The sequence below is a fragment of the Roseovarius maritimus genome (assembly GCF_043355895.2).
In the GTDB taxonomy this organism is placed as follows: Bacteria; Pseudomonadota; Alphaproteobacteria; order Rhodobacterales; family Rhodobacteraceae; genus Roseovarius; species Roseovarius maritimus.
Genome location: NZ_JBHFPF020000021.1, coordinates 1 through 26,248, shown reverse-complemented (window position 1 = coordinate 26,248; position 26,248 = coordinate 1). Strand labels below are relative to the sequence as shown.

Annotated in this window: 25 protein-coding genes; 16 read left to right on the top strand and 9 right to left on the bottom strand. The window is 59.8% G+C overall.

All coding sequences use genetic code 11. The features are described 5' to 3' along the window. Positions 1–263: 263 nt before the first annotated feature. A complete protein-coding gene (locus ACEWPM_RS19495; protein ID WP_244512534.1) occupies positions 264–692 on the bottom strand; it encodes a potassium channel family protein in 429 nt (142 codons plus the stop codon). 329 nt (positions 693–1,021) lie between these two features. Here ACEWPM_RS19495 and ACEWPM_RS19490 point away from each other — a divergent pair, with 329 nt between their 5' ends. Then, entirely contained in the window at positions 1,022–1,228 is a 207-nt protein-coding gene (locus tag ACEWPM_RS19490; RefSeq protein WP_076530803.1) for a heavy-metal-associated domain-containing protein, read from the top strand. A gap of 84 nt (positions 1,229–1,312) precedes the next feature. Here ACEWPM_RS19490 and ACEWPM_RS19485 read toward each other — a convergent pair whose 3' ends face one another. The 3 genes from ACEWPM_RS19485 to ACEWPM_RS19475 all read right to left on the bottom strand — a co-directional run bounded on the left by ACEWPM_RS19485 (position 1,313) and on the right by ACEWPM_RS19475 (position 2,963). Beyond that, positions 1,313–1,804 (bottom strand): c-type cytochrome, encoded by a 492-nt coding sequence (locus ACEWPM_RS19485; protein WP_393963988.1) that lies wholly within the window; start codon positions 1,802–1,804, stop codon positions 1,313–1,315. Between the two features lie 75 nt (positions 1,805–1,879). Further along, positions 1,880–2,338, bottom strand: coding sequence for a c-type cytochrome (locus ACEWPM_RS19480; RefSeq protein ID WP_393933642.1), 459 nt, complete (start codon positions 2,336–2,338; stop codon positions 1,880–1,882). A gap of 115 nt (positions 2,339–2,453) precedes the next feature. Continuing rightward, on the bottom strand, positions 2,454–2,963 hold the full coding sequence (locus tag ACEWPM_RS19475; protein WP_076530809.1) for a cupredoxin domain-containing protein: 510 nt from the start codon (positions 2,961–2,963) through the stop codon (positions 2,454–2,456). Between the two features lie 682 nt (positions 2,964–3,645). Between ACEWPM_RS19475 and ACEWPM_RS19470 the strand changes: the two genes are divergently transcribed. After that, the gene (locus tag ACEWPM_RS19470; protein WP_076530810.1) at positions 3,646–5,490 is read left to right on the top strand and encodes a copper resistance system multicopper oxidase; all 1,845 of its coding nucleotides are present in this window, start codon (positions 3,646–3,648) and stop codon (positions 5,488–5,490) included. A 29-nt stretch (positions 5,491–5,519) separates the two neighbouring features. Further along, positions 5,520–6,224: a copper resistance protein B gene (locus ACEWPM_RS19465; protein WP_076530812.1), complete on the top strand. Its 705-nt coding sequence runs from the start codon at positions 5,520–5,522 to the stop codon at positions 6,222–6,224. Positions 6,225–6,287: 63 nt separating this feature from the next. On the opposite strand, the gene ACEWPM_RS19460 is transcribed toward ACEWPM_RS19465, so the two are convergent. Next, positions 6,288–7,676, bottom strand: coding sequence for an ATP-binding protein (locus ACEWPM_RS19460; protein WP_076530813.1), 1,389 nt, complete (start codon positions 7,674–7,676; stop codon positions 6,288–6,290). After that, complete coding sequence (locus ACEWPM_RS19455; protein ID WP_076530815.1) at positions 7,673–8,395, bottom strand: response regulator; 723 nt, start codon at positions 8,393–8,395, stop codon at positions 7,673–7,675. The genes ACEWPM_RS19460 and ACEWPM_RS19455 overlap by 4 nt, the downstream gene beginning before the upstream one ends. 183 nt (positions 8,396–8,578) lie before the next feature. Here ACEWPM_RS19455 and ACEWPM_RS19450 point away from each other — a divergent pair, with 183 nt between their 5' ends. The 9 genes from ACEWPM_RS19450 (at position 8,579) to ACEWPM_RS19410 (ending at position 20,437) form a co-directional block, all read left to right on the top strand. Next, entirely contained in the window at positions 8,579–8,878 is a 300-nt protein-coding gene (locus tag ACEWPM_RS19450) for a hypothetical protein (protein ID WP_076530817.1), read from the top strand. 98 nt (positions 8,879–8,976) lie between these two features. Then, entirely contained in the window at positions 8,977–9,546 is a 570-nt protein-coding gene (locus tag ACEWPM_RS19445) for an EF-hand domain-containing protein (RefSeq protein WP_092746209.1), read from the top strand. Positions 9,547–9,590: 44 nt separating this feature from the next. After that, positions 9,591–10,259, top strand: a complete 669-nt coding sequence (locus tag ACEWPM_RS19440) for a TVP38/TMEM64 family protein (protein ID WP_393933646.1) — start codon at positions 9,591–9,593, stop codon at positions 10,257–10,259. Positions 10,260–10,268: 9 nt separating this feature from the next. Continuing rightward, on the top strand, positions 10,269–11,612 hold the full coding sequence (locus ACEWPM_RS19435; RefSeq protein ID WP_083686958.1) for an APC family permease: 1,344 nt from the start codon (positions 10,269–10,271) through the stop codon (positions 11,610–11,612). 87 nt (positions 11,613–11,699) lie between these two features. After that, the gene (locus tag ACEWPM_RS19430) at positions 11,700–14,048 is read left to right on the top strand and encodes a heavy metal translocating P-type ATPase (RefSeq protein WP_076530820.1); all 2,349 of its coding nucleotides are present in this window, start codon (positions 11,700–11,702) and stop codon (positions 14,046–14,048) included. Between the two features lie 185 nt (positions 14,049–14,233). Next, entirely contained in the window at positions 14,234–14,587 is a 354-nt protein-coding gene (locus ACEWPM_RS19425; protein ID WP_139329163.1) for a hypothetical protein, read from the top strand. Positions 14,588–14,679: 92 nt separating this feature from the next. Then, positions 14,680–16,872, top strand: coding sequence for an efflux RND transporter periplasmic adaptor subunit (locus ACEWPM_RS19420; RefSeq protein ID WP_076530822.1), 2,193 nt, complete (start codon positions 14,680–14,682; stop codon positions 16,870–16,872). Next, positions 16,869–20,048: an efflux RND transporter permease subunit gene (locus tag ACEWPM_RS19415; protein ID WP_076530824.1), complete on the top strand. Its 3,180-nt coding sequence runs from the start codon at positions 16,869–16,871 to the stop codon at positions 20,046–20,048. Before ACEWPM_RS19420 ends, ACEWPM_RS19415 begins: the two co-directional genes overlap by 4 nt. A 35-nt stretch (positions 20,049–20,083) precedes the next feature. Further along, complete coding sequence (locus tag ACEWPM_RS19410; RefSeq protein ID WP_076530825.1) at positions 20,084–20,437, top strand: copper-binding protein; 354 nt, start codon at positions 20,084–20,086, stop codon at positions 20,435–20,437. A 423-nt stretch (positions 20,438–20,860) separates the two neighbouring features. Here the strand turns inward: ACEWPM_RS19410 and ACEWPM_RS19405 are convergent, their stop codons facing one another. From ACEWPM_RS19405 to ACEWPM_RS19395, 3 genes are read right to left on the bottom strand one after another with little or no spacing between them, the layout of a single operon-like run. Continuing rightward, positions 20,861–21,484 (bottom strand): transmembrane anchor protein, encoded by a 624-nt coding sequence (locus tag ACEWPM_RS19405; protein WP_076530827.1) that lies wholly within the window; start codon positions 21,482–21,484, stop codon positions 20,861–20,863. A 16-nt stretch (positions 21,485–21,500) separates the two neighbouring features. Next, a complete protein-coding gene (locus ACEWPM_RS19400; RefSeq protein WP_076530828.1) occupies positions 21,501–22,229 on the bottom strand; it encodes a HupE/UreJ family protein in 729 nt (242 codons plus the stop codon). 56 nt (positions 22,230–22,285) lie between these two features. Next, entirely contained in the window at positions 22,286–22,642 is a 357-nt protein-coding gene (locus ACEWPM_RS19395; protein ID WP_083686959.1) for a hypothetical protein, read from the bottom strand. 85 nt (positions 22,643–22,727) lie between these two features. On the opposite strand from ACEWPM_RS19395, the gene ACEWPM_RS19390 reads away from it, so the two are divergent. The 4 genes from ACEWPM_RS19390 (at position 22,728) to ACEWPM_RS19375 (ending at position 26,191) form a co-directional block, all read left to right on the top strand. Continuing rightward, positions 22,728–22,988, top strand: coding sequence for a metal-sensing transcriptional repressor (locus ACEWPM_RS19390; protein ID WP_076530830.1), 261 nt, complete (start codon positions 22,728–22,730; stop codon positions 22,986–22,988). A gap of 7 nt (positions 22,989–22,995) precedes the next feature. Next, positions 22,996–24,321 (top strand): MFS transporter, encoded by a 1,326-nt coding sequence (locus tag ACEWPM_RS19385; RefSeq protein WP_076530831.1) that lies wholly within the window; start codon positions 22,996–22,998, stop codon positions 24,319–24,321. Position 24,322: 1 nt separating this feature from the next. Next, positions 24,323–24,751 carry a YqaA family protein gene (locus ACEWPM_RS19380; RefSeq protein WP_076530833.1) on the top strand — a complete coding sequence of 143 codons (429 nt, stop codon included), beginning with the start codon at positions 24,323–24,325 and terminating at the stop codon, positions 24,749–24,751. 270 nt (positions 24,752–25,021) lie between these two features. Continuing rightward, entirely contained in the window at positions 25,022–26,191 is a 1,170-nt protein-coding gene (locus ACEWPM_RS19375) for a hypothetical protein (protein WP_393963989.1), read from the top strand. Positions 26,192–26,248: the final 57 nt, after the last annotated feature.

The following is a 26,248-nucleotide window of genomic DNA, read 5'->3' as shown; positions in this document are numbered from 1 at the left end:
GTTGATAAAGTCGGACATAAGGTCGGACTTACCATCGGATCGATCCCGAGATCAGACGGCCACCCCCGGAGGCTTACTTGAGATACATCAGGATGAACATCACGACTGTTGATGTCGCGATCATGGCGGCAAATCTCCAGTAGGGCATGGCTTTTCCCCTTTTGCATAAGGATGCTCGAAACCTCGGTTTCGGCCTTTTGAATGAGGATAAAACCATGCTCCAGCGCTGGAGGGTTCCGAAAAAAAAGAATTTCCTCGCATTCTCAGGGTCGCCGCTTGTCGTGCGTCGTGACCAGGAAGATCGTTGACGCCGAGCAGCTGATCAGGAGAAAACCATTCAGCGCCTCGACACCCGCGAGAAAGCGCAGGTGCCCGGTAGGGTAGATGTCCCCGAGCCCGAGTGAGGTGTAATTGACCACCGAGAAATAGAAGACATCCATAAAGGAAGTGACGTTGCCGGCTTTGAAGCCGCCTACTCCCATTTGTTCGCCAAGGGCAAACCCAAGTGCATAGAGGCCAGCTTCGGCGACATGGGCCATGGCGAGCACGTAGAGAGCCACTAGAAGCCCTCGCATGCCTGTGACGTTCCTGCGCTCGGTCAGTCGCATGACAAAGGACATCGCGTGCGCATGCACCACCCCGCAAAGGCCGAAGAGCAAAACGGCCAATCCCGCCGCTATCACCATTTCCATCTGCTCCTCGGGCTGCACGCAAACCAAACAAGGCCACCAACATCTGAGTTGCAGGCCTTTACTCTGTAAAACCTCGAGCGACGGATAACCGCACGGCAATGCACGATACCATTTGCGCCACGCGGTCGAGGCGAAGAGCTGTTGTTCGTCATCCTAGATCTTTCCTGCACTAGGCGATGCGGGGCGCAGAGCCGAGCACCTTTCAAGTGGCGAGGTCGATGATTGAACTTTGAGGAGCGGCGGAAAGTTTCGCCCCATCTCTTGACCTTCCAGCGCAGGAGCACCCCATCTCGCAGGGAAAGAAAAGTAGATGCACAAAGGAGATGACCATGAAACAATTTAAGGTTCCCGGCATGAGCTGCGGCCATTGCACCTCGACCATCGAGAAAGCGATCAAGGCAGCCGACCCTGCTGCACGAATGAGTTGCGACACGGGATCGCGGATGATCGAAGTCGAAAGCGTTCTGGACGCTCCAGCGCTCCTCGGGGTGATCCAAGGCGCGGGATATGATGTTCAAGTGATGGCGGGTGCCTGACCAACATTTTCGAATTACCACAGAACGCCTTGGCAAGTGGCTAGAGCTTCGCGGTGTCTCCGTTTTTGGTGAGGTTGCGCAACCTCACAAACCGCTCGCCTCAGTATCTTTGGCACTTCTCCGGGCTTGCGCGTTTTGCTTCTCCTGCGGCCATGTTGATTTGATGAACGCCAAGATGTTTCTGATCTGATCATCTGTCAGGTCATCGCCAAACCCCGGCATCCCGCTGGCAAAGTCGACGCCCTGTCGGGCAAGTGTTTCCGCGCCACCCCATTTCGTATAGTCGAAAAGGGTTGCGTCAGAGTGATGCCAAGTATGACCCGTTTCATCGTGGGGCGGCGCCGGGAAAACATCGTCTGTTCCAGGTGACTGCCAGTCGGGCTGGCCTTCTAGCTCAGCACCGTGACAATCCGCGCAATAACCCTGGTAGAGATCCGAACCTTCAGTCAAATCGAATTTTGCCGGAGGTGGCATCCTCGCCTGTTCGCCAAGCGTCAGAAACCAGATAAGCAAAATGGCTGAGATGAGACCGATAGGGCAGCCTAGCATCCATCTTTTTCTAGCGACTTTGTCCATGTTTTCGCCAAAAGCTCCTAGCATAAGAAGCACATCCCAAGCGGCCCGCCCGAAAGGCTGAGTTCACGCTTTGGATCAAAAAACCCCATTTTCTCGCTGTAATTCGCGCACATAACGGGTGATTAGTTTGACTTCGGCGTCGGTCACACCGCCAACCGGGGCCATATTTCCGAATTGCCAGTGATGCGCGCGCACACCGTTCTTGGCCGCCATGACAAACGCCATATCCGAATGGTGGCTGGGCTCATAAATCTTGTGAACGAGAGGGGGCGCGATGCCGTTCTGCCCGGCGGCGTTGGTCCCGTGGCACTCGGCACATTTTGCCTCATAGGCCCGCTTGCCGATCTGCGCATCCGCCGTCAATTTAGCTGGCACAGTCACATCGGCGATTAGCGCGCCCTGTCCGATGTCGTTGCTGTCCGAGGGCGCCATGGAGCGCCCCGCTGTCTGCGGCGCTTGCGGCATCACCCCCCAGTAGGTGGCCGCCGCGCCGATAGCCAAAAGCGCCAAAAGTGATAATCGTTTGGTGTTCATGGATCCTCAAGATTCCTTGTCTTGCGGCTAGATCGCGCTTGTCGATCTACCGTGCAGGGGGCCTCTTCAGGCAAGACCGACTCGCCCGAGGGGGCGTCCCCTCGGGCCTGTCCCGCTAGTGACCCGAAAACTCGATGTCGCCGACCATTCCGCCTTCAAGGTGCCCGGGCACGTTGCAGGCAAAGCCCATCTCAGTAGCTTCTGTGAAAGTCCACACGAGTTCGGCGCTCTGCCCTGGATCAAGGAGTGCGGCATTCGGATCATTGTGCATCATGCCGCCTTGCATCATCTTGGCATGATCGAGCTTGTTCATCGTCATCATCCCCGATGTCATCATCTTCTGCATCTCGGACTTATGCCCTCCCCAGGTCTCCTTGGTGCCCAGATTGAACTCATGGACGAGCTTGCCATCGTTGCGCACCACGAACTTTATCGTCTCACCTTCAGAGACGCTGATGGTTGCGGGCTCGTATTTCATCTCGGACATGCTGACCTCGATAATGCGATCGACCTTTGCCGGATCGCCCGCCTCGCCGATGGAGGAGCCATGCCCCGGACTCGCCACAGCGGAGCCTGCAAAAAGAATAAGACCCGTAACGGCCCCTATGGATCTGAAAAATGTCATCGCGCTTCCTTGGTTGGATACTGAATACGAAGTGGGCAACCACCGCCTTTGAAAGCCGTGTCCGCCTCAGTTTGACAAAGAAAAGGATTCCTGCGCGGGAGGGTCAAGCGCACATCGCGGGCTTTATTGTAACGAAGTGTAAGCTTGCAGTTTCAGCGGATATGACAGATTTTTTTGGAGGATCTTTAGAAGCGGACAAGTCTGGATAAGATGGCACAGCTGCGCAGATTTTTGGGGGGATGGCTTCTTGCCTTGGCCGTGATGGTTTCGGCGATCACTCCCCATATGGCGGCTGCGAACGAGACCCCTCGCTCCTCGCAAGCGACTAAGATGGCCGATGATGGACGGGCTCATGCCGTTTGTCTCCCGGACAGTATGGATCACCACCAGTCGGACGGCTGTGCAGCCATGATGGCGCATTGTGCAACAGTGCTGCCGCAACCCTCCGCAATACCTCGGCTGATGGCGCTTCAGCTCCCGACTTATTACGCCTTCGGCACTGCAGGGTGGGACGTTCTCGCATTCTTTGGTGACACGCCTCCTCCACGAGGGTGAGGTCACCCAATATTTCTGCCTGAATAGGGCGAGACGATCCGCAGCAGCACTTCGCGTGTCTCTCCTGTTCGTGGCAATGCGCGCGCATTTCAGCGCTATTCCCAAAACAATTCCGAAAGGACCGGAGATGAAACCCATCCCCCTTTTCAAAACGGCCATTCTAGCCGCGGCCCTCGCCCTGTCCGGCGGCATGACGATGGCAGGCACCTACAATGTCAGCGTCGACAAGATCCGCATCGACACCGGAACGTTCAAGAAGACCGGCATTGGCTATAACCGCAGCCAGACCCCGACCGTCCTGCGCTTCAAGGAAGGCGAGCAGGTCACGATCAACGTCAAGAACAACCTGCGCGAAAGCACCTCGATCCACTGGCACGGCCTGATCCTACCCTTCCACCAGGACGGTGTTCCGGGCATCAGCTATAACGGGATCAAACCGGGCGAGACATTCACCTACCAGTTCCCGATCGAACAGGCTGGCACCTACTGGTTCCACAGTCACTCCGGTTTTCAGGAGCCCGACGGAGCATATGGCGCCATCGTAATCGAGCCGAAGGGCGGCGAGACGGTCCGCGCCGACCGCGACTACGTGGTGCAGCTGACGGATAAACATCCCCATAGCGGCGATCGCATTTTCCGCAATCTCAAGATGTCTGCCGATTACTACAACCGCTCTCAGCGCACGCTCGAGGACTTGGTGCGCGATTCCCGCGAGGATGGCTTCAAGCAGGCTCTTCAAAATCGGGCGATGTGGGGCAAGATGCGCATGATGCCCACGGATATCGAAGATGTCCAAGGCTTCGAGCCGCTCATCAACGGTATGAGCACGGAACAGAACTGGACCGGCCTGTTCAAGCCCGGCGAGAAGGTGCGCCTGCGCCTCATCAACTCCTCCGCCATGACCTATTTCGATGTCCGCATTCCGGGACTGAAGATGACGGTCGTTCAGGCTGACGGCAACGACGTCAAGCCGGTGACGGTGGACGAGCTGCGTATCTCGGTGGCAGAAACCTATGACGTGATCGTCCAGCCCCGCGAGGCCAAGGCTTACGGCATCATCGCTGAGTCGATGGGCCGGACCGCCATGGTGCGCGGGTCGCTCTCGCCCAAGCAAGGCTATGCCGGGCTCATCCCGCGCATGCGTCCGCAACCACTGCTGACCATGGCCGATATGGGCGGCATGATGGACGGCATGTCGATGGACATGGGTGGCATGGATCATAGCGGCATGACGATGTCCTCGCAGGGCACGACGATGCCGGAGGGTATCGACCATAGTCAGATGGATATGTCGGGCAGCATGGAGGGCATGGATCACAGCAAGATGGACATGTCCGACGACATGGAGGGCATGGACCATAGCAATATGGATATGTCCGGTGGCACGCAGGCCATGGACCACAGCAAGATGGATATGTCCGGTAGCACGCAGACCATGGACCATAGCCAGATGGCGATGCCGGGCATGAACCACAGTGCCCGTGACAGCAGGGTCGGCGAGTTCTACGCGCCGGGCAGCGGCCTGATCCCCAGTGCGGCGAATGGTGGCAAGTTCCTGTCCTACAACGACCTGAAGGCGGCCAGACCGCTCTACCGGGATCGCCCGGCGACCCGCACGATCGAGCTGCGCCTGACCGGCAACATGGAGCGCTACATCTGGTCGATCAACGGCAAGAAGTTGGAGGACGCCGACCCGATCCGCCTGAAATACGGCGAACGCGTGCGCTTCAAGTTCGTCAACGAGACGATGATGAGCCACCCGATGCACCTGCACGGTATGTGGACGATCCTCGATACCGGCAAGGGCAAATGGGATCCGATCAAGCACACGGTCAGCATCGCACCAGGCACCACCGTCTACACCGAGACCGAGGTCGACGCGACCGGCCAATGGGCGTTCCACTGCCACCTGTCCTATCACGCCGAGGCGGGCATGTTCCGCAAGGTGATCGTTGAAGGCGGTCCGTCATGAGCGGCCCTATCAGGAAAGGAATCAATCCTATGAAACCTATCTATCTGACCTCATTTGCCGCAGCGCTCACCGCCCTTCTCGGCGCACCGGCAGCGGCCGAGAAGCCCATCTGGGGGTTTCAGGCCGAGCAACTCGAATATCGCTTCAACGATGGCGAGGATGCCGTGGTGTGGGATTTCGACGCACTTGCCGGCACCGATGAGTTGCGCTTCGTCTGGCGCAGCGAGGGCGAGCTGGGAGAGTCCTCGGGCGAGTTCGAGGGGCTGGAGAATCAGCTCCGCCTGCAGATGCCTATTTCGGACTTCTTCGACTCGGTCGTCGGCATCCAGGCAAGCACACCCGACGGCGGTCCGGATCGCTACAACGCCGTATTCGGCGTCAAGGGTCTTGCCCCGCAATGGTTCGAGGTCGATGCCGATCTCTATGTCTCGGATCACCCGTTTTTTCGGGCTGAGGCCGAGTATGAGGCGCTTCTGACAAACCGGCTGATCCTGGTGCCCAGCGTCGAGATGACCTTGCCCTTCAAGGACGACACGGCGGCCAATCAGGGCGCCTGGGGCCCGACAGTCGAGATCGGGGCACGCATCAGCTATGATCTGATCGATCGCGCGGTATCGCCCTATGTCGGCATCAATTACGAGCGGGCCTTTGGCGACACATCGGACATGCTGCGCGCAGCGGGCGAGGACAAGGATGCCTTCTCGGTCGTCGTGGGCACGCGGATCATGTTTTAGGCAAGATTGAGCACGCCCCTCGCAAGACACTTGCGGGGGGCCATTCCTATTCGAAACAGCAAGTCAGACGCTGTTCTCCCGCGGCAGGATCAGCGTCGCCCTCAGGCCGCCTGCGGACCGATTTTCCAGGATGACGTCACCGCCATGCGCCCGCGCGATCGTCCGGGCAATCGACAGACCCAGACCGGTGCCGCCAGTATTGCGTGACCGTGACTGCTCCAGCCGGAAATAGGGCTCGAACACGCGCTCAAGCTCTGCCTCGGGAACGCCGGGGCCCTCGTCCAATACCTCGATGGCAAGGCTGCCATCATTCGCCCGCACTGTCACGAAAGCGCCACCGCCGTAGCGTTCCGCGTTCTCGACAAGGTTCCGCAGGGCGCGGCGGATTGCGTTGGGTCGCATTCGGATCTGGAGAGCCGGCACATCACGCATCTCGAAACCGCCCGCCATGTCCTGCCGCAGCTTCTCGAGAAACGTGCCTACATCCAGCGTCTGCACCTCTTCCGACATGGCCATGCCGCGCGCGAAAGCTAGGGTTTGCTCGACCATCTCCTGCATCTCTTCGATCGAGGAAACCATGCTGTCGCGAATGTCGTCCTCATCCACCAGTTCCGCATGCACACGCAGCGCCGTCAGAGGCGAGCGCAGGTCGTGCCCTAAGGCCGCAAGCACCCTAGTGCGATCCGCGATATGGCGTGTCAGCCGATCCTGCATCTCGTTAAAGGCCACTGTCAGGTCGCGCACTTCGCGCGGGCCTGTTGCGGGCAAGGCACCGGGCGCTTCACCTTTGCCAAAGCGCTCAGCTGCCGAGGCCACGCGCCGCAAAGGCCCCGTGAGACGGCTCAGAAGGAACCAGATCGCGGCAATCAACAGAAACGCGGCGGTGATCCCGAAGCTCAGTGTCGAGATGACGGGCCATTGTAACGGAGGGCGATTGAACCGGGTATCGACATTCAGCCAGCGGCCATCTTCGAGCCCGACCGACACGGTCATCTCCAGTGTCGACAATGCGCCTTGCATCATCTGCAGATGCATCGTGCTGGCGTCCGCATTGATATGCGACATGGGTGTCAGACTGCCCTCGGCCTCGTGCAGTTCCACTCGGATGGGGCGATCGTCGTCCGGGCCGAGAAGCGCGCGCATCCGCGCCTCGACGCTGCCGCCATCCTCATGATCGAGATGATCGACCTCGGGCTGCTCCGTTATGCTGAACCGCACAAGAGGCGAGTCTGCGGCGCGCAAGATGGACGCTTGCAAATCCGTCGGCGCCTCCTCGATCAGGCGCGCGACATTCGCCGCCCGGCCGGCGGCTTCGGATCCGAGCGCGGCGCGCACAGCGAGGCCACGCTCATCGACGAAAAGCCATAGGCTGATGGCTTGGGCCAGCAAAAGCGCGCCGATGATCAGCAGCACAAGCTGCCCCCGCAAGCTGCCAAGGAACCGGCGCGTCATGTTGCGTCCTCGACATCTGCCGACAGGCAGTATCCCCCGCCCCGAACCGTCGTGATCAGCTTCGGGCGCATCGGATCCTTTTCGACCCTGCGGCGCAGCCGGCTGACCTGATTGTCGATTGTCCGGTCAAAGAGACCCGCCGTGCGGCCTGCAGTGAGATCCAGCAGTTCGTCCCGCGTCAGCACAAGGCGCGGCCGTTCCAGAAGAACGGTCAGCAGCTTGAATTCCGACACTGAGAGCTGCGCCTCCGCACCGTCCTCATCGACCAGAACCCGCGTATCCGTGTTCAATGTCTGGTGTCCGAAACTGATTCGTCGGCCCGCAAGGGAGCCGGCGAACATCTCGGGTCGGCCCGCGCGTCGGAGAATCGCCTTGATCCGCGCCAATAGCTCGCGCGGATTGAACGGCTTGGCCAAGTAATCATCCGCGCCCACTTCAAGGCCAACGATGCGGTCCATCTCCTCGCCAAGTGCGGTAAGCATGAGGATCGGGATCGTGCCGCTTGACGAGAGGCGACGACAGATCGAAAGCCCGTCCTCGCCCGGCATCATCACGTCCAGCACGATCAGGTCGAACCGGCTCTTGGCGAGCGCGGCATCCATCTCGGATGCATTCTCGGCCTTGGTCACGCGCATCCCGTTCTTGATGAGATAGCGCGACACCGCGTTCCGGATCTCGAGGCTGTCGTCGACGACAAGGATATGATGCGCATCTGCCATGGGAGGACGTTACCGAATTTTGTATCGGAATGTATCCGCCAAACGCCTGAAAAATGTAACGAAAGGTATCGTGGTTCGGCGTCGTGACATGGTGATACAAACCCGCCTCTCAGCCCCGTTGAAGCCACCCTCGCAATGCTCAAGTAGAAGTCATCGACAACGAGAGCAGAAGGAAGCCTCAACATGAAACGTAGCACCATCCAGATTTTCGCCCTGATCGGCGCCATCTCCGCAGGCGGCGCGGCTTATGCCAACCAAGGCCATATGAGCGGCCATCACCAGCTGCCTGAAAACACATCCGTCCAGAACAACGGCTCGTTCAGCACCGGCGACGTCCAGCACCTTGACCGCTACAGCGATGGCACTCTGATGGCGAAGCCGGGAGAAGACACTCACGCTGATACCGTTCACGCCCGCAATACAAAGACCAACGCTGATGGTATCGACGGCCCGCTGCCGCCCGAAGCCGGCGCTGACCGCTGAAACCCGTCGACTGACCACCGATCTGCAAGGCACCTGCGTGGCGCCCGCGGATCGGAACAGACCGCGCCCTGAAATGTTGCCCTCAAGCGCAGTGATGAATGCAGGGACGGCATCGCGTCCTCATCATCGCGCTTTCGCTATATGTTTTCGAAACCTCAAGAACGGAGATCACCATGTCTACTCACCCTCTTTTCATCCTCGCTTTAGCCGCATCGACAGCCGTAGGATCGGCGGCGCTGGCCCAAACGGACCACGGCCATGGCACCAAGTCGTCGACCGATGCAGCCACGAGCCAAAAAAGCCCTGCTGGCATGATGGGGAACATGCATTCTGGCAAAGGCATGATGGGCGGCATGATGGCCGACATGATGAAGATGGCCGACAAGGACGGTGACGGCGCCGTCAGCGCTGATGAGATGCGCGACATGATGCAGACCAGGCTGTCCGAAAACGACGCGGACGGCGATGGAAGCCTGTCCCCAGCCGAATTCGAAGCGATGCACATCAAGATGATGCAGCAACACCTGACCGAGCGGTTCGCGCAACTAGACACCGATGGCAACGGCGCCCTCAGCAGCGATGAGATGGCCGCACATGCCGAGATGATGTCCAAGATGCACTCTGGCGCAGGTGGTATGGGCCACGGATCACACAAGAAACAGGACTGAAGCGGTTAGACCCGAGGTCTGGATGATCGGCGAGGGCCCCACGCATGCTCGGAGAATTATCGTCGCGGCAACGCACCACGGTCGTGGTTGTCCTTCTCGGCTTCGGCGCCGCCGTGGCGATCCTTTTTGGTCCTTGGGAGCTGCCGATCGATGAGTTGAACGGGGCGCGAATAGAAACCTGGCTCAGGGCTGCCGGTTTCTGGGGCCCGCTTCTGATCGTGCTTCTCATGACTGCCGCGATCGTCGCCTCGCCGATCCCCAGCGCGCCCATCGCCTTGGCGGCGGGCGCGGCATATGGCCATACGGCGGGCACCGTCTACGTCGTCATCGGCGCCGAGCTCGGGGCGCTCATCGCTTTCGCGCTCGCGCGGTTTCTGGGTCGCGACATCATGGTGAAGTGGTTCGGCGAGAAGGTGGATCTTGGCTGGCTCGGCTCGCAGAACGCATTGACCGGGGCAGTGCTGGCCAGTCGCCTCATGCCTTTCGTCTCGTTCGATCTGGTCAGTTACGCGGCCGGGCTTAGCGGATTGCATTTCTGGCGTTTCGCGCTGGCTACCTTGGCCGGGATCATCCCGGCCAGTTTTTTTCTGGCGCATTTCGGCATGGAGGCCGTGAGTGGCAAGCCAGGCTCTGCCACGTGGATCGCGATCGGCCTTGGTATCGTGACGCTCATCCCATTGGTTGCCATCGCCGTGCGAGAGCGGGGCAAATGACAAGAACAAATGAAATTTAAGGAAATTGATGTGACCTCGGAGTATCAGAAAAACAGCATATCCCTCGCAGGCGCTATCGCGATGGGCACAGGCGTCATGATCGGCGCCGGGATCTTCGCACTGACCGGTCAGATCGCCGAGCTTGCCGGACCTCTCTTTCCGTTGTCGTTCATCGTTGGCGCCATTGTCACAGCGTTCAGCGCTTACAGCTATATCAAGGTGTCGAACGCTTACCCCTCGGCGGGCGGCATCGCGATGATCCTGCAAAAAGCCTACGGGCCGACGACCATAGCCGCAGGCGCGGCCCTGCTGATGGCCTTGTCCATGGTCATCAACGAGAGCCTCGTAGCGCGAACCTTTGCAACCTATTTACTACGTGGCCTCGGTATGGATCAGTCCTCGTGGCTGGTGCCCGCGCTTGGCGTTAGCCTCATAGTCTTTGCCTACCTGATCAACGCTGCTGGCAACAAATCCGTCGGGCTGTTTTCCATCGTGATGGCCGTCATCAAGGTGGGTGGCATCGCGCTCTTCGGGGCGGCAGCACTCTGGGCGGGCGGCATTTCATTCGAGGCCGCCTCTGATCAGCAATCGACACAGGCGACTGGCTTCGTCGCTTCCGTCGCGCTGTCCATCCTGGCGTTCAAGGGCTTTACCACCATCACCAATAGCGGGGCCGAGGTCACCAGCCCTCATCGCAATGTCGGACGGGCGATCATCGCATCCATTGGCATCTGCGTGATCGTCTATCTACTGGTCGCCTTCGCCGTCGGATCCAGCCTGAGCCTGGAGGAGATCGTGGCCGCCAAGGACTATGCGCTGGCCGAAGCTGCCGGGCCAACGCTAGGGCAGACAGGCTTCTACCTGACTGTCCTTCTGGCCATTGTCGCCACCTCGTCGGGCCTGATCGCCAGCATCTTCGCGGTCTCGCGCATGCTGGCCATGCTGACCGACATGAAGCTGATCCCTCATAGCCATTTCGGCATGACGGGCAAAATCCGAGATCACACGCTGGTCTACACGGTCGTCATCGCGGGCGTGCTGACGGTCTTTTTCGATCTCAGCCGGATCGCATCTCTCGGCGTGTTCTTCTACCTCGTAATGGACATGATCATCCATTGGGGTGTGTTTCGTCATCTGAAGGAAGACATCGGGGCCAAGGGGTGGGTCATGCTTTGCGCCATCGCCCTTGATGTCGTCGTTCTCGCGGCATTTACCGGGATGAAATGGCAAAGTGATCCGCTCATCGTTTTCATATCGCTGGGGCTCATGGCGGCTGTCTTTGTCTTCGAGTGGCTATTCCTGCGCAAAAGGAGCCAAAACGACGCTGAGCCTCACTCAGACATGCAGAAATAAGCGATGCGCACGCGTTCTGGATCATGACTTGACCCTCCCCCCGCTGGAACGCCCATCTTCTGAACTGCAAAGCAATCGGAGCACGTCATGACAAAAAATCATCCACACCACCATGACGGCAGCGTCGGACACAACGTGCCGGAGGGTGCAAAGTCCGCACAGGATCCTGTTTGTGGCATGACGGTTGCCGTCACTGAAGAGACCCGCCACGAGGATTTCGGCTCGGAGCGATTTCACTTCTGCTCCGAAGGCTGCCAAGCGACATTCCAGAGCGACCCATGGTATTACGCTTCTGGCCGCAGCAGGGAAGCCGCTGTCGCGGCGACCCCCGGAACGCAATACACATGCCCGATGCATCCCGAAGTCATCCGCGATGAGCCTGGCGCGTGCCCGATCTGTGGCATGGCGCTTGAGCCGCTTCTGCCCACGGATGAACCCAGCGAGGAACTGGTCGATTTCACGCGGCGCATGTGGATCAGCGCGGTGGCGGCGGTGCCGCTGGTGATCCTGACTATGGGCGAGCTTGTCGGCCTGCCGGTCAGGGACTGGCTGGGTCACCAACTGGCCATCTATATCGAGTTCGTTCTGGCGACGCCTATCGTGCTCTGGGCCGCGGCGCCATTTTTCCGCAGAGGCTGGGAGTCGATCCGCAATGTTTCGCCCAACATGTGGACGTTGATCGCGCTCGGTGTCGGCGCGGCATATCTCTACTCACTTTTCGCGACCTTTCTGCCGGGCGTTTTTCCCGCCGAATACAGGATGGGTGAAAGCGTCGGCACGTATTACGAGGCCGCGGTTGTCATCATCACGCTGATTTTCGTAGGTCAGGTGCTGGAGTTGCGAGCGCGCGAGAAAACAGGTGACGCAATCAAGGCGCTGCTCGATCTGGCGCCGAAGACAGCCCGGCGCATCCTTCCAAATGGCGATGAATATGAGGCCCCCCTCGAAAACATCCGTGAAGACGATCTTCTGCGCGTTCGGCCTGGTGACAGCGTCCCGGTGGATGCGGAGGTCGTCGAGGGACATTCAAGCATCGATGAAAGCATGATCACCGGCGAACCGCTGCCCGTAGAGAAACGGGAGGGTGATCGCGTGACCGGGGGCACGATTAACAAGAACGGCACATTGGCGATCCGGGCCACCCAGGTCGGCGCAGACACGATGTTGGCCCAGATCGTCGAGATGGTCGCCGGTGCGCGCCGCTCCCGGGCGCCGATCCAGGGCATGGCCGACAGGGTTTCGTCGATCTTCGTCCCGACCGTCGTGGCCATTGCGCTGACCTCTTTCGCTGTCTGGCTCTGGATCGGTCCAGATCCAGCATTGGCTTTCGCCATTGCCTCTGCGGTTTCCGTGCTAATCATCGCTTGCCCCTGTGCCTTGGGCCTTGCCACGCCGATCTCGATCACGACTGCCGCCGGGCGCGGGGCGCAAGCCGGCGTTTTGATCAAGGATGCCGAAGCGTTGGAGCGCATGGCGCGGGTCGACACGCTGATCGTGGATAAGACAGGAACGCTAACCGAAGGACGCCCCAAGCTTACCGATGTCGTGGCCATGGCTGATATCATTGACGAGACCCTTCTTGGGCTGGCCGCCGCGCTGGAGCGTGGATCGGAGCATCCCTTGGCCGAAGCAATCGTTGAGGGCGCCCGGACCCGCGATATCGTCATTGAGAAGGCGTCGGATTTCGAGTCTGTGACCGGGAAGGGTGTGCAAGGACTGGTCGGAGGTAGACAAGTTGCCCTTGGCAACCCGGCGATGATGACCGAGTTGGGCATCGATACGCAAGAAGCCGACAAGGCCGCCGATGAGTTACGCGCTCAAGGCAAGACCGCGATGTATGTTGCGCTGGACGGCGCACTCGCCGGGCTGGTGGCTGTTGCCGATCCTATCAAGGAAACCACCGCCAGCGCGATCCGCGAGCTTCACGCGGTCGGCCTTCGGGTCATCATGGCGACAGGCGACAATCAGCGCACCGCAGAAGCCGTCGCCGGGCAACTGGGCATCGACGAAGTTCGCGCTGGCGTTCTGCCCGAGGACAAGAAAGCGCTGGTGGAAGAGTTGCGCGCAAAAGGCGCCTCCATTGCCATGGCAGGCGACGGGGTCAACGACGCTCCGGCCCTCGCAGCCGCCGATGTGGGCATCGCAATGGGCACAGGTGCGGATGTTGCTGTAGAAAGCGCCGGCATCACGCTCCTGAGCGGCGACCTTGTCGGTATTGTCAGGGCACGCAAGCTGGCCAAGGCTACGCTTCGGAACATCAAGCAGAACCTTTTCTTTGCATTCATCTACAACGGGGCTGGAGTGCCGATTGCCGCCGGCATCCTCTATCCCTTCACAGGCATTTTGCTTTCACCCATGATCGCAGCCGCCGCCATGAGCCTGTCGTCGGTTTCAGTCATTACGAATGCACTTAGATTGAGGCGGCAGAAGCTCTGATGACATGGCTGAGCACAGATCATCACGGTTTGCCCTTCGCTTGCGTTCACGCGCTTCTTACTTGACCTGCGTATGATTAATCGTAACTCAAGGGTATGGTAGCTTCATTCCGCAATTGCAGGCCGAGACTGGTCGTCCGACTGGCACATACCGTGCTCATGGGCGTCATGCTCTTGGCGATTGCGATGCTGCCCGCCGCAGCGAATGACATGATCTGCCTGCCCGGCAATCAGATGGAAGCCCAGCACGAGGTCGCTATGTCGGCCGATCATCATCCCGTTGATTGCATGACGAGTGCCAAGCAAATGGACGACAGCGATCAGTTCGATCACATGTCAATGGACGCGACAGAGCCTGGTGGCGCGCCAGATGCGTCCATGCATTGCATGCCAGCGATCGGAACTGCGCTCACCTCGGTAGAGATGGCGGCGCCCGTCCTCGTAGGCACCTTGGTGGAAAGTGGCGGCTGGCCGATCGAAGCCTCCACGCTGCCCTCACGCGCATCTTCTACTCAAGACCGCCCTCCTCAAGCCCTCTGATCACTCTTTAGCTGTGCAAGCTCAGGAGGGCTTGCGCGCGATTTTGATCGAATTAGGCGGCACCCCAACGGGTGATCGCATCAGAGGCAAACATGCGTGGACGTTATTCGGCTTTGGCCGCACTTGCCCTCGTCGCGGGCGCGGCGGGCGGTATCTATCTTGAAAGACTGCACCTGAATCCGTCTGATGAGGCGGGCGCGGGTGGAGAAGAGGCTCTTTATTGGGTCGCACCCATGGATCCGAACTTCCGTCAACCCGGCCCCGGCAAATCGCCTATGGGGATGGATCTGATCCCGGTCTATGCCGGTCAGGAAGCCGCGGGCGATCCCGCCGAGGTGATGCTCTCGGGCGCCGAAATCAATGCGATCGGCGTGCGCACCGCCTTTGCCCGGCGCGAGAACGTGGCACGCAAGGTCGAGACCGTCGGATTTGTCGAGTATGACGAGCATCTGACCAGTCACGTCCATACCCGTGTCGAGGGTTGGATTGAGGTCATGAACGTGCGCGCCATCGGGGATCCGGTGACCAAAGGCGACGTTCTCTTCGAAATGTTCTCGCCCGTCATCGGCTCGTCCAGCAGCGATCTGATCCGCGCGCTCGAGGCCGGAAACTCGCGCATCATCGATGCAGCGCGCAACGCGCTTCGCAGTCAGGGCATGTCTGACCGGCAGATCACCCAGATCGAGGAAAGCCGCACCCTGGCCCGTAATATCGAGGTCCTTGCGCCACAGGACGGTGTCGTGATCTCGCTCGAGGCCGCCGAGGGGATGTATCTGCAGCCTGGCACGCGCGCGGTATCGCTAAGCGATCCCAGCGCCGTCTGGCTAATCGTAGATGTGTTCGAGCGCGATATCGCGCGACTGAACGAGGATATGCGCGCCGCCGCCCGATTCGAGCATCTGCCCACACGCGCCTTTGAAGGCCAGATCGACTACATCTATCCCGAACTCGACCCCGAAACCCGCACCCTGCCTGTTCGACTGAAATTCGACAATTCCGACGGCGCGCTGCGCCCCGGCATGTTCAGCAAGATCAGCCTGATGCCCAGCGACGACCGGATGGCCCTGACAGTGCCGTCCGAGGCGATTATCCGCACCGGCTCGGCCGAGCGCGTGGTCTTGAAAACGGGTGACGGCACCTTCAAGCCGCGCCTCGTGACAACCGGTCTGCGCGACGCCTTCGGCGAGGGCGGGCGCACCGAGGTTATGCAAGGTCTTGCACCCGGCGAAGAAGTCGTCGCCTCGGCGCAGTTCCTGATCGACAGCGAAAGCGCGCTGAACGCAGGCATGATGCGCATGGCCCCGACCGAGGCGGCGCCCGCCCCCGGCACGGGCACGCTCGTCGCGCTCGATGCCGAGGCACGCGTGGCCACGATCCGCCACGGCGCGCTCGAGGCGCTGGACTGGCCCACGATGACCACCGACTTCACCCTGCGCGCTGATGTCCCGTTGGACGGGCTGGAAGTGGGGCAGGAGGTCGCGTTTCGCGCGGTGCGCGGCGCGGATGGCCTCTTGGGGCTGACCATGCTTGGCACCGATGACGGTGTTGCGGCGACCGGCACGGGCCGGGTCACGGCAGTAACACCGGATGGCAAGTTGGCGCTGTCGCACGACCCCATTCCGGCCCTCGGTTGGCCGGCGATGGAGATGGACATGCCGGTCGCGGGTTTCGATCCGGGTTCGGTGCCCATCGACGCGCCTGTGGAGTTCGATCTGTCGAAGGGCGCGGACGGTCTCTTCACCATCGTCGCGGTGCGCGCCGAGGGGATGGACGAGGAAATGGATATGTCCCACTCCGAAATAAAGGGCGCCATGGAGGTGCCGCCCATCACCGTCACCGGCACCATCGACGCCGTCGATGCGGGCGCGCGTAAGGCGACCATCAGCCATGGCCCCATTAGCGAGATCGGCATGCCCGGAATGACGATGGACTTTGGCTTGGCCAAGACGCTGGACACGAGCAGCCTGGTCACCGGTCAGGACATGATCCTAACCTTCGCGCGGCCGGACGGCATGACGATGGTGCTGGATAAGGCCGAACCCGTCATTCCACCAATGGAGGTGAGCGGCACGATCAATTCAGTCGACGCCGTGACGGGCCAGGCCAACATCACGCACGGACCGATGACCGAGATCGGAATGCCGGGGATGACCATGGATTTCGCGATTGATCCTTCGGTCAATGCCGCAACGCTCCCCACGGGCGAGGATGTTACCCTGGAGCTGCGCCGCAACCCTGACTTCTCAATGACCCTCGTGGGCATCACAGAGGGGGCAGGCGAATGATCCGCGCCATCATTAAGGCGTCCATCGCCAACCGCGTCATCATCCTCGCGCTGGCGATCATGATGGGCGTCGTAGGCGTGTGGGCCATCCGCTCGACTCCGGTGGACGCCATTCCCGATCTGTCGGACGTGCAGGTGATCGTGCGCACGCCCTATGCGGGCCAGGCGCCGCAGGTGGTCGAGGACCAGATCACCTATCCCATCGCCACTGCCATGCTGGCCGTTCCGGGCGCCCGCGACGTGCGCGGCTTTTCCTTTTTCGGCGACAGCTACGTCTATGTCGTCTTCGAGGATGGCACAGACCTTTACTGGGCGCGCAGCCGCGTTTTGGAGTATCTCGCGCAGATCACGTCGAACCTGCCTGAGGGGGCCTCGCCCGAGCTGGGCCCCGATGCCACCGGCGTCGGCTGGATCTATCAGTATGCGCTGATTGACCGAACCGGGGGGCATGACCTCTCGGAGCTGCGCAGCCTGCAGGACTGGTTCCTGAAATACGAACTGCAGACCGTCGAGGGCGTCTCCGAGGTCGCCACGATCGGCGGCATGGTCAAGCAATACCAAGTCGTCGTCGATCCGGACAAGCTGCGTGCCTATGACGTGACGCTGGGCCAGATCAGGTCCGCCATAGAGAACGCCAACCGCGAAACCGGTGGCAGCGTGATCGAAATGGGCGAGGCCGAGTTCATGGTCCGCTCGACGGGCTATGTCGACGAGCTGGCCGATATCGCCAAGGCCCCGCTGATGGTCAATGATCGGGGCGCGGCCCTGACGATTGGCGACATCGCCGATATTCGCCTTGGACCTGAGATGCGCCGCGGCGTAGGCGAGCTGAATGGCGAGGGCGACGCCGTGGGCGGTGTGGTGATCCTGCGCTGGGGCGGCAACGCGCTCAGCACGATCAAGGCGGTCGAGGCGCGGATGGAGGAACTGCGCAGCAGCCTGCCCGAGGGCGTCGAGATCGTCACGACCTACAACCGCGCAGGCGTGATTGAGCGGGCAATCGAAAACCTACAAAAGAAGCTGACCGAGGAATTCATCGTCGTCATCCTCGTCTGCGCAGCGTTCCTGCTGCACATCCGCTCGTCCCTGGTGATCCTCGTCTCGCTGCCCCTTGGTATCGCGGCGGCCTTCATCGTGATGAAGTTTCAAGGGGTGAATGCCAACATCATGTCGCTGGGCGGCATCGCCATCGCCATTGGCGCCATGGTGGACGCCGCCATCGTGATGATTGAGGCGATGCACCGACGGCTTGAGAAGGAGAAGATCACACCCGAGAACAGGTGGCGTATCGTCAGCGAGTGCGCCTCAGAAGTGGGGCCAGCTCTCTTTTATTCGCTGGCCATCATCACGGTCAGTTTTCTGCCGGTCTTCGTGCTCGAGAGCCAGGAAGGGCGCCTCTTCAAGCCGCTCGCATTTACCAAGACCTATGCGATGGCCGCCGCCGCGATCCTGTCGATCACGCTGGTGCCCGTATTGATGGGCTATTTCGTGCGCGGGCGCATCATCCCCGAGCGCAAGAACCCGCTGAACCGGCTGATCATCTGGATTTACCGACCCTTCCTTGACGCGGCCGTCGCGTGGCCTTGGGCCACGACCCTTCTGGCGGGCCTTTTGGTCGCGTCCATGTGGTGGCCGCTGCAAAGGATCGGGACCGAGTTCATGCCCGAGCTGAACGAGGGCGATTTCCTCTACATGCCGACGCTCTATCCGGGCGTCTCCATCGGCAAGGCTCGTGAGGTGCTCCAACAGAGCGACCGGATGATCGCCACCATTCCCGAAGTCGAGACTGTCCACGGCAAGCTGGGCCGCGCTGACACGGCCACCGATCCTGCGCCGCTGACGATGATCGAGACGACGATCCAGCTGAAGCCCGAAGCCGAATGGCGCGAGGGCATGACGATGGACCGCATTCGCGATGCACTGGACCGCGCGGTGCAAATTCCCGGCGTCACAAACGTCTGGATCCAACCCATCAAGAACCGCATCGACATGCTGGCGACCGGCATCAAGACACCCGTCGGCGTCAAGATATCCGGTGCGGACCTGAAAGTAATCGAGCAGATCGGGATCGAGGTCGAGCGCGTGGTCGGCGGCATCAAAGGCACCGCCTCGGCCTATGCCGAGCGTCCCATCGGCGGGCGCTTCATCGAGATCAACCCCGACCGAGACGCGGCCGCGCGCTACGGGATGAGTGTGCGGGATGTGCAGGACATCGTGCAGACCGCTATCGGCGGCATGCAGGTGTCGGAATCCGTCGAGGGCCTTGAGCGCTATCCCATCAACCTACGCTACCCACAGGACTGGCGCAGCAGCCCCGAGGCGCTGCGCGATCTGCCCGTCGTCACGCCGCAGGGCGCGCATATCCCGCTGGGCACCCTGACCGAGATCAGCATCGAAGACGGCCCCGGCATGATCCGCTCGGAAAACGCGCGGCGCACCGGCTTTGTTTTTGTCGATATAGCGGGGCGCGATCTGGGAGGTTACGTTCAGGAGGCACGCGCGTTGGTGGCCGAAGAGGTCACCCTGCCGCCGGGCTATTCGATCACATGGTCAGGCCAGTATGAATATATCGAGCGGATGCAGGAGCGGCTGAAACTTGTTGGCCCGGCCACCCTGCTGATCATCACGCTGATGCTGTTCATGGCCTTCAACCGGGTGATCGAGGTGGGCATCATCCTCGCCGCGCTGCCCGTCGCTTTGGCGGGCGGCGTCTGGTTCCTTTGGTATCTCAGCTTCGACATCTCTGTGGCCGTATTGGTCGGCTTCATCGCGCTGGCCGGCGTAGCTGTCGAGACGGCGATCGTGATGCTGCTCTACCTCAACCTCGCTTGGGAGAAGCGGAGAGGCGAGGCTTCGCAGGAGCGGCGCGAGATGACACCGCTGGACGTCGAGGAGGTTGTCTTCGAGGGGGCGTTATTGCGCGTGCGGCCCAAGGTGATGACCGTTGCGACCATCTTCGCTGGACTGATCCCGATTATGTATGGCACTGGCACAGGCTCGGAGATCATGCAGCGCATCGCCGCCCCGATGGTGGGCGGCATGGCTACCGCAACCCTCCTCACCCTCTTCGTCATTCCGTCGATCTTCGTGATCTGGAAACGGCTGGCCCTGAAACGGGTCAACCGCGAATTGCTGACACCGGCCACGCCGGATGCAGCGCAAACCCCGGCCGAATGAAGGCCGGACCCTTCCCTGACCTGAAAGGATATCCCATGAAACCTCTTCTCCTCACGATCGCCCTTGGCATGTTAACTGGCCCTGCTATCGCCCAGACCAGCAGCGAAATGGACCACACTAAAATGGATCATTCGGAGATGAACATGAGCGCAGAACAAATGAGGGGCGCTGTCCACACCACGGCTACGCTGAACTCCCTGAGCGATGGCATGGCCAATGTCAGCCATGAGCCGATCCCCGAAATCGGCTGGCCCGCTATGACTATGGATCTGCCTGTGACAGAGGACGCTCAAATGATGGGCGACATCGCTGAGGGCGATACAGTGACCCTCATGCTGATCAAGGGCGCCGATGGCATGTATGCAATCGGCGGCATGATGCCTGAGTAGTCCAGCGGGTAACCCGCAGATAGGGCGGGAAGAGGCTTCTTCCCGCTCAGATTGCCAATTCGGAAACCGATTGGGGGAACGAACCCCGCATCTGATCCGGGCTCTTCGATGAGGGGGATGACGCGTGCGAAATACCCCAACGTCCGAACCTCCACAGGGCGCGATGGAGCGCGCCTGCGGGCCATGTGGATTGCATGCTTACCCGTTCTGGTCTTAAGAAAATTTCGCTCCCGTCAGAGGCAGCGCTCCGTCGGATCCTCACCGCCAACGATTGGCGGTCCTTCGGCGGAGCACAGGAATTCTACGCTTCTCGCTTCGCCGAAGAATTTCCCGGTCATCTACATTTGTGATGCGTGCAAAAATCTTGGCTTCTGCGCCTAATGGCTGCCGGTGCTCGCTAGCAAAGCACCGGCAGCCCAGCCTTCAGCTGGCGTCCTTGAACTCGGCGTATTCGCCGCGCACCTGAACAGTGACGGTGGCCTCCGAGCTGTCGCGGTTGCGCCAGAACCAACCGTGTTCGCCGTCGAACTCGGCGACAAGTTCGCCTTCGTCTCCGGTGGAGCCGCGGCCCTTGTCATAGGTCACCGACTGCCCACCACCATGGCCATGCATGTCGAAGTTCACGCGACCGCCTTCGACGAGCATTCGGTATTCCACCTTCTGGCCTTCTTCCATAACGAGTTTCCACTCTGCTGAGTCGCCGGGGGCAAGCGTAAAGCTTGTTTCATCGCGCCAGCCTTCGACCTCTTGCGCATATGCGCTGCCGACAAAAATCCCGAAGATGTCACCCATCAAGCTGGACTGATCCTCTGTGCCGAGCTCCAACAGCCTGTCGGCTTCGGCCTCTTCTGCCAGCTGGACCTTGATCTCGCCCATCTCCGCCAACCCGAGCACACCACCGATCCCGGTCGGATCGATGTTGTATTCGGCTGGAAGCACCACTGTGATCAAGATTGCGGCCGCGCTGGCGGCGGCGATCGCGGTAGACCGGAGCAGTTGCGTGGAGCTCGGCAGCTCTTCAAGACTTGGTTTTTCTGCGTTGAACATTTGGGTCTCCTATTTCTCAGGTGGCTACGAAATAGCCGGTGATCTGAAGGCCCATGAGGATGAACCCCATGGACATCATGACGACGTTGGCGGTGTAGGCCTGGCGGAAGAAATTCGGGGATTTCCGCCAGTAGCCCATGACGATGAGGATGACGCCAAGTGCCATTAGTTGGCCCAGCTCGACTCCCACATTGAACGCCAGAAGATTGGCCAGCAGCCCTTCCGACGCGATATCGTAGTCGAGGATCTTGGTAGCCAGGCCCGTTCCGTGGAAAAAACCGAAGATCAGTGTCGCGGCCTTAGTGTTGGGCTGGACCCCGAACCAGCGTTGGTATGCACCCAGATTGTCGAGGGCCTTGTAGACGACCGAGAGGCCGATGATCGCATCGACGATGTAGGCGTTGATGCCCCAGCCAAACCAGACACCCGCCAACATTGTCGTTGAATGGCCGACAGCGAAGATGCTGACGTAGATGCCGACATCTTTCATCTTGTAGAGAAAGAAGACGACACCCAGCAGGAACAGGATGTGATCGTAGCCGGTAACCATATGTTTGGCCCCGAGATACATGAAGGGAATGATGTTCACCCCCCAGATCTCCTGGATATAGCCCGCATCCCCGGGCGTGACGTTATGGGCAAGCGCATGGCCCGTGCTTAGAAAGAGCAATGAGAGTGTGATGGCGGACAGGACCACGATCCGGCGCATACCTGGATCGGTCCAGCCCAGATGGACTGTTTTCATGGATTGAACTCCGCGAATGGTTGGAATGATCGATGGCGCCCGAGAGGCGCGGGCGATCACACGCGCGGTGGTCGTTCGATCAGGTCCATTCTCAGAGGATGAGCGAAGGCCGAACTCAGCCGCCATGCTGCCTTGTAGATATCCAGCGGTTGACCGGCAGGATCGTGGGCAAGCACCAGTGCCTGACTGTGATCATGATCGACGCTGTCATGGCTGTGTCCGTGCATGGCCCAAGCAAGGTCTTCCTCGAGTCCGTGCGAATGCCCATGCTCTGCAATCGTTTCCGAGTGCTCCTGGAGCACATCCAGCACCGTGGGGACATGGGACGTCGTGGGCATGATTGACCAGACAAGAACGGCCACGCAGAGAAGCGTCGCGAAGGCGGCTTTTCCGAGTCTACGTGAAGCTGTCATCAAGCCTGCCTGTCCGCTCTATTTGTTTGCAGCGCCGTCACTGCGCTATCTTGTTCTATCCCCCCTGGGAGGATACGACACTAGTATGTCAGACACACACACTCATGCAAGTCATCCTGCGCTCATTGCCCGGCTGAAACGTGCCGACGGTCACCTTCGCTCGGTTATCGCGATGTTGGAGGATGGCAAACCCTGCCTCGACGTCGCCCAGCAGCTTCAGGCTGTCGAGAAGGCCGTGACGAATGCCAAGCGCGTGCTGATACATGAGCATATTGACCACTGCCTCAATATCGACGGATCAGAGACCGATCGTGCTGAACTCAAGGCGATCACCCGCTATCTGTGAGCGCACCATGCTGGCCATTCTCGCTGATCGAACCTACCGGCATCTTTTCCTGGCGCAGGTCGTGGCGCTCCTTGGCACCGGCCTTGCGACGATGGCGCTTGGCCTCTTGGCCTTTGATCTTGCGGGAGACCGGGCCGCGCTCGTGCTCGGCACCGTCTTCACGATCAAGATGGTGGCTTATGTCGGCATCGCACCGATCGCAGGCGCATTTGCCGACCGCCTTCCGCGCCGCGCCATGCTGGTCACCCTGGATCTGATCCGGGCGGCGGTGGCACTGGCGCTGCCCTTCGTCACCGAAATCTGGCAGGTCTATGTTCTGATCTTCCTGCTGCAGTCGGCCTCTGCCGCCTTCACGCCCACATTTCAGGCAACGATCCCCGATGTCCTGCCGGACGAGGCGCGCTATACCCGTGCGCTCTCACTGTCGCGCCTGGCCTATGATCTGGAGAATATCGTCTCGCCCGCCCTGGCCGCGATGCTGCTAGCGGTGATGAGTTACAACACGCTGTTTCTCGGCACTGTCGCGGGCTTTGTTGCTTCTGCACTGCTGGTGCTGTCGGTCATCCTGCCCAGTCCCAAGGCGACGAAGCCGCGCGGGATCTATGACCGGACCACCCGGGGCATCCGCATCTACCTCGCCACTCCGCGGCTGCGCGGACTGCTGGGCCTGAATCTGGCTGTCGCTTCCGCAGGCGCGATGGTTCTCGTCAACTCCGTGGTTCTCGTGCGAGGGCAACTGGGGCTCGATGATACCGCCCTGGCCTGGACCATGTTCGCCTTCGGGGCAGGAAGCATGATTTCGGCGCTTGCCCTGCCGCGCTTGCTCGACAGGTTGCCTGACAGACCGATGATGGTGGCCGGCGCATGGCTCATGGTCGCCGCGCTGCTGGGGATCGCAGGCGTCATCCTGGTCTTCGGGTTGAGCTGGCCGCTTCTGCTGTTTGTCTGGCTGCTGATCGGCTTGGGCAACTCGGCCGTGCTGACGCCCTCAGGCCGCCTCCTACGCCGCTCTGCACACCCGGAGGACCGCCCCGCGATCTTCGCCGCGCAATTTGCGCTGTCCCATGCTTGCTGGCTGCTGACCTATCCGCTGTCCGGCTGGTTGATGACCGCGTTCGGAACGTTGCCCGCGCTCTTGGTGCTGGCCGGTCTGGCGGCGATCGGCATCGGGGCGGCACTTCGGTTCTGGCCCGCCAAAGCGCTGGATAGTCTGCCTCATGAGCACCCGGACCTGCCGCCTGATCATCCGCATCTTGAGGGGCAAGTCGGCAAGGTTCACCGGCACGAAATCATCATCGACGATCTGCATCGCCATTGGCCCATGCGCGGCTGACATGCTGTCACTCTTTGGCCTGTTTTCAGCGGCCTTCCTCGCTGCCACTCTGATCCCCGCCCAGTCCGAGGCTGTGCTGGCAGGTCTACTTTGGACTGGCAGCCATCCCGTCTGGCTGGTGATTTTGGTGGCCACAGCCGGGAATGTTCTCGGCTCTGTAGTCAATTGGATTTTCGGGCGATACCTCGCTCACTTTGCTGATCGGCGCTGGCTCCCGGTGTCTCCAAAGCAGATTGAGCGCGCCTCCGGTTGGTATCGAAAATGGGGGTTCTGGAGTCTGCTGGGCAGCTGGTTGCCCATCGTCGGAGACCCGTTGACCCTGGCCGCGGGCCTGCTGAAAGAGCCATTCTGGCGCTTCGTGCTCATCGTGACTTTCGCGAAAGGCGGGCGCTACATCGTGCTGGCGATGGTCACTCTCAACTACGTGTAAAACGCGGACCGGACAGCCTCGCACCCGCTTTTGAAAAAACGCTTTCGTGACATCGCGGAAAACGTTGGGAGAGGTGTTTTCGACCCTCTGCTGACCTTGGTGACAAATTAAATTGTTGGAACGCAGCATCCCGAACCCGCCGTTGCTCCCAATTGGGGGCGGGCTGCATGCGCCTTCATATTTTACTACAAAGATAACAGTGGTGTCGTTATATTTTGTAAGAGTTGAGGCGCAGGCCAAAGTTATCGTAAAGAAAAGAGATACTTAATTATGGATAAAGTCGACCTGAGTGGCGCCAATGACAAGCTGAACCAACTTAGAGAAAGTGGCGTTGAGTCTGCCACCAATCTACCGTTCGAACTACTTAATAGACGCACCAACAAGACCACAAAGCTGGCTGCAAACTCTGGTGCGAAAGAGCCAATGGACGGCGCCAACCGCTGGTTCGACTATGAGTTTTCAGAACCCGTTTTCTTGTGTGAAATTGTCATTGTTATGGAGAACTATACCTCCTACGACACTTTCGAAGTAAAATGGGAAATGGCACAAGGTGGTGAAATAAGACAGGAAATCTCAAGGGATTCTGACACTACATACCGCTGCAACGTTAATCAGTTGATTAGGTCAGTTTCATTCCGGCCGCCGAAGAAATGGTGGACAGCAGCTAAATTGAATTCCGTCTCTCTAATAGGCTTCCAGTCTGGTGAATTAGAAGAGTTTGTTCGTCTTGTTACACGTCTAGACCGGTTCAAATCAGACATTGTTAAGGATAGTGAACGCGCTATCAAAAGTGCGGAAGAAGCAAACGCCAAACTCGATACCTTGCGCCAAGAACGCGATGAGCTGAACGGTAAAATAACCGAAGCTAAAGGGACTGTTACAGACCTGAACAATCAGATTGGCCGCCTGACAGAGGAACGAAATGGACTGGTTGCAGACGTCAAAAAACGCGAAGAAACCGCTGTCACTCTGGAAGAACAAGCGGAGGCGATCAAAGAGCATATCGCGGAACGAAATGCTGAGCGTTCAGGGCTTGCCACTGAGATTGCCGAGCAGAAACAGGAACTACGATTACTTCAAGATGACATCAACATGTTCCCAACAGAGATAAGCGGGTTCGTCTCGCAAGCTTCTCAAAATACTAAGACGTATTGGCAGCTGTCTTGGATTCCAATAATTCTTCTGGTCATCATGGCCGGGCTGCTAGTCTTCAATGCAGCAAACCTCACTACCGTAATCGACGAATATGAGAACGCGAGGATATTCTCGATCCTTGTAACGCGTATCCCCTACATCGTGATAGCCACTGCAATTATCGGTGCGGCTTATAAACTAGCAGCGTTGTTAGTTGGAGAGATAATGAGAATCAACCAGCAGCGCCTCAACCTGTCCAAGGTCAGCATTATTGCAACGGACGTCTCTAGGCTCAGGACCCATTAATTGCCTTGAGGTCATGATGGCTGCATGATTCAAGCTCCCGAACTGATGGGGGCATGA

Bases quoted from the DNA above. Each gene is read 5' to 3' on its own strand.
- ACEWPM_RS19495 (WP_244512534.1), bottom strand. From the start codon at position 692: ATGGAAATGGTGATAGCGGCGGGATTGGCCGTTTTGCTCTTCGGCCTT.
- ACEWPM_RS19490 (WP_076530803.1), top strand. From the start codon at position 1,022: ATGAAACAATTTAAGGTTCCCGGCATGAGCTGCGGCCATTGCACCTCG.
- ACEWPM_RS19485 (WP_393963988.1), bottom strand. From the start codon at position 1,804: ATGGACAAAGTCGCTAGAAAAAGATGGATGCTAGGCTGCCCTATCGGT.
- ACEWPM_RS19480 (WP_393933642.1), bottom strand. From the start codon at position 2,338: ATGAACACCAAACGATTATCACTTTTGGCGCTTTTGGCTATCGGCGCG.
- ACEWPM_RS19475 (WP_076530809.1), bottom strand. From the start codon at position 2,963: ATGACATTTTTCAGATCCATAGGGGCCGTTACGGGTCTTATTCTTTTT.
- ACEWPM_RS19470 (WP_076530810.1), top strand. From the start codon at position 3,646: ATGAAACCCATCCCCCTTTTCAAAACGGCCATTCTAGCCGCGGCCCTC.
- ACEWPM_RS19465 (WP_076530812.1), top strand. From the start codon at position 5,520: ATGAAACCTATCTATCTGACCTCATTTGCCGCAGCGCTCACCGCCCTT.
- ACEWPM_RS19460 (WP_076530813.1), bottom strand. From the start codon at position 7,676: ATGACGCGCCGGTTCCTTGGCAGCTTGCGGGGGCAGCTTGTGCTGCTG.
- ACEWPM_RS19455 (WP_076530815.1), bottom strand. From the start codon at position 8,395: ATGGCAGATGCGCATCATATCCTTGTCGTCGACGACAGCCTCGAGATC.
- ACEWPM_RS19450 (WP_076530817.1), top strand. From the start codon at position 8,579: ATGAAACGTAGCACCATCCAGATTTTCGCCCTGATCGGCGCCATCTCC.
- ACEWPM_RS19445 (WP_092746209.1), top strand. From the start codon at position 8,977: ATGCAGGGACGGCATCGCGTCCTCATCATCGCGCTTTCGCTATATGTT.
- ACEWPM_RS19440 (WP_393933646.1), top strand. From the start codon at position 9,591: ATGCTCGGAGAATTATCGTCGCGGCAACGCACCACGGTCGTGGTTGTC.
- ACEWPM_RS19435 (WP_083686958.1), top strand. From the start codon at position 10,269: ATGAAATTTAAGGAAATTGATGTGACCTCGGAGTATCAGAAAAACAGC.
- ACEWPM_RS19430 (WP_076530820.1), top strand. From the start codon at position 11,700: ATGACAAAAAATCATCCACACCACCATGACGGCAGCGTCGGACACAAC.
- ACEWPM_RS19425 (WP_139329163.1), top strand. From the start codon at position 14,234: ATGCTGCCCGCCGCAGCGAATGACATGATCTGCCTGCCCGGCAATCAG.
- ACEWPM_RS19420 (WP_076530822.1), top strand. From the start codon at position 14,680: ATGCGTGGACGTTATTCGGCTTTGGCCGCACTTGCCCTCGTCGCGGGC.
- ACEWPM_RS19415 (WP_076530824.1), top strand. From the start codon at position 16,869: ATGATCCGCGCCATCATTAAGGCGTCCATCGCCAACCGCGTCATCATC.
- ACEWPM_RS19410 (WP_076530825.1), top strand. From the start codon at position 20,084: ATGAAACCTCTTCTCCTCACGATCGCCCTTGGCATGTTAACTGGCCCT.
- ACEWPM_RS19405 (WP_076530827.1), bottom strand. From the start codon at position 21,484: ATGTTCAACGCAGAAAAACCAAGTCTTGAAGAGCTGCCGAGCTCCACG.
- ACEWPM_RS19400 (WP_076530828.1), bottom strand. From the start codon at position 22,229: ATGAAAACAGTCCATCTGGGCTGGACCGATCCAGGTATGCGCCGGATC.
- ACEWPM_RS19395 (WP_083686959.1), bottom strand. From the start codon at position 22,642: ATGACAGCTTCACGTAGACTCGGAAAAGCCGCCTTCGCGACGCTTCTC.
- ACEWPM_RS19390 (WP_076530830.1), top strand. From the start codon at position 22,728: ATGTCAGACACACACACTCATGCAAGTCATCCTGCGCTCATTGCCCGG.
- ACEWPM_RS19385 (WP_076530831.1), top strand. From the start codon at position 22,996: ATGCTGGCCATTCTCGCTGATCGAACCTACCGGCATCTTTTCCTGGCG.
- ACEWPM_RS19380 (WP_076530833.1), top strand. From the start codon at position 24,323: ATGCTGTCACTCTTTGGCCTGTTTTCAGCGGCCTTCCTCGCTGCCACT.
- ACEWPM_RS19375 (WP_393963989.1), top strand. From the start codon at position 25,022: ATGGATAAAGTCGACCTGAGTGGCGCCAATGACAAGCTGAACCAACTT.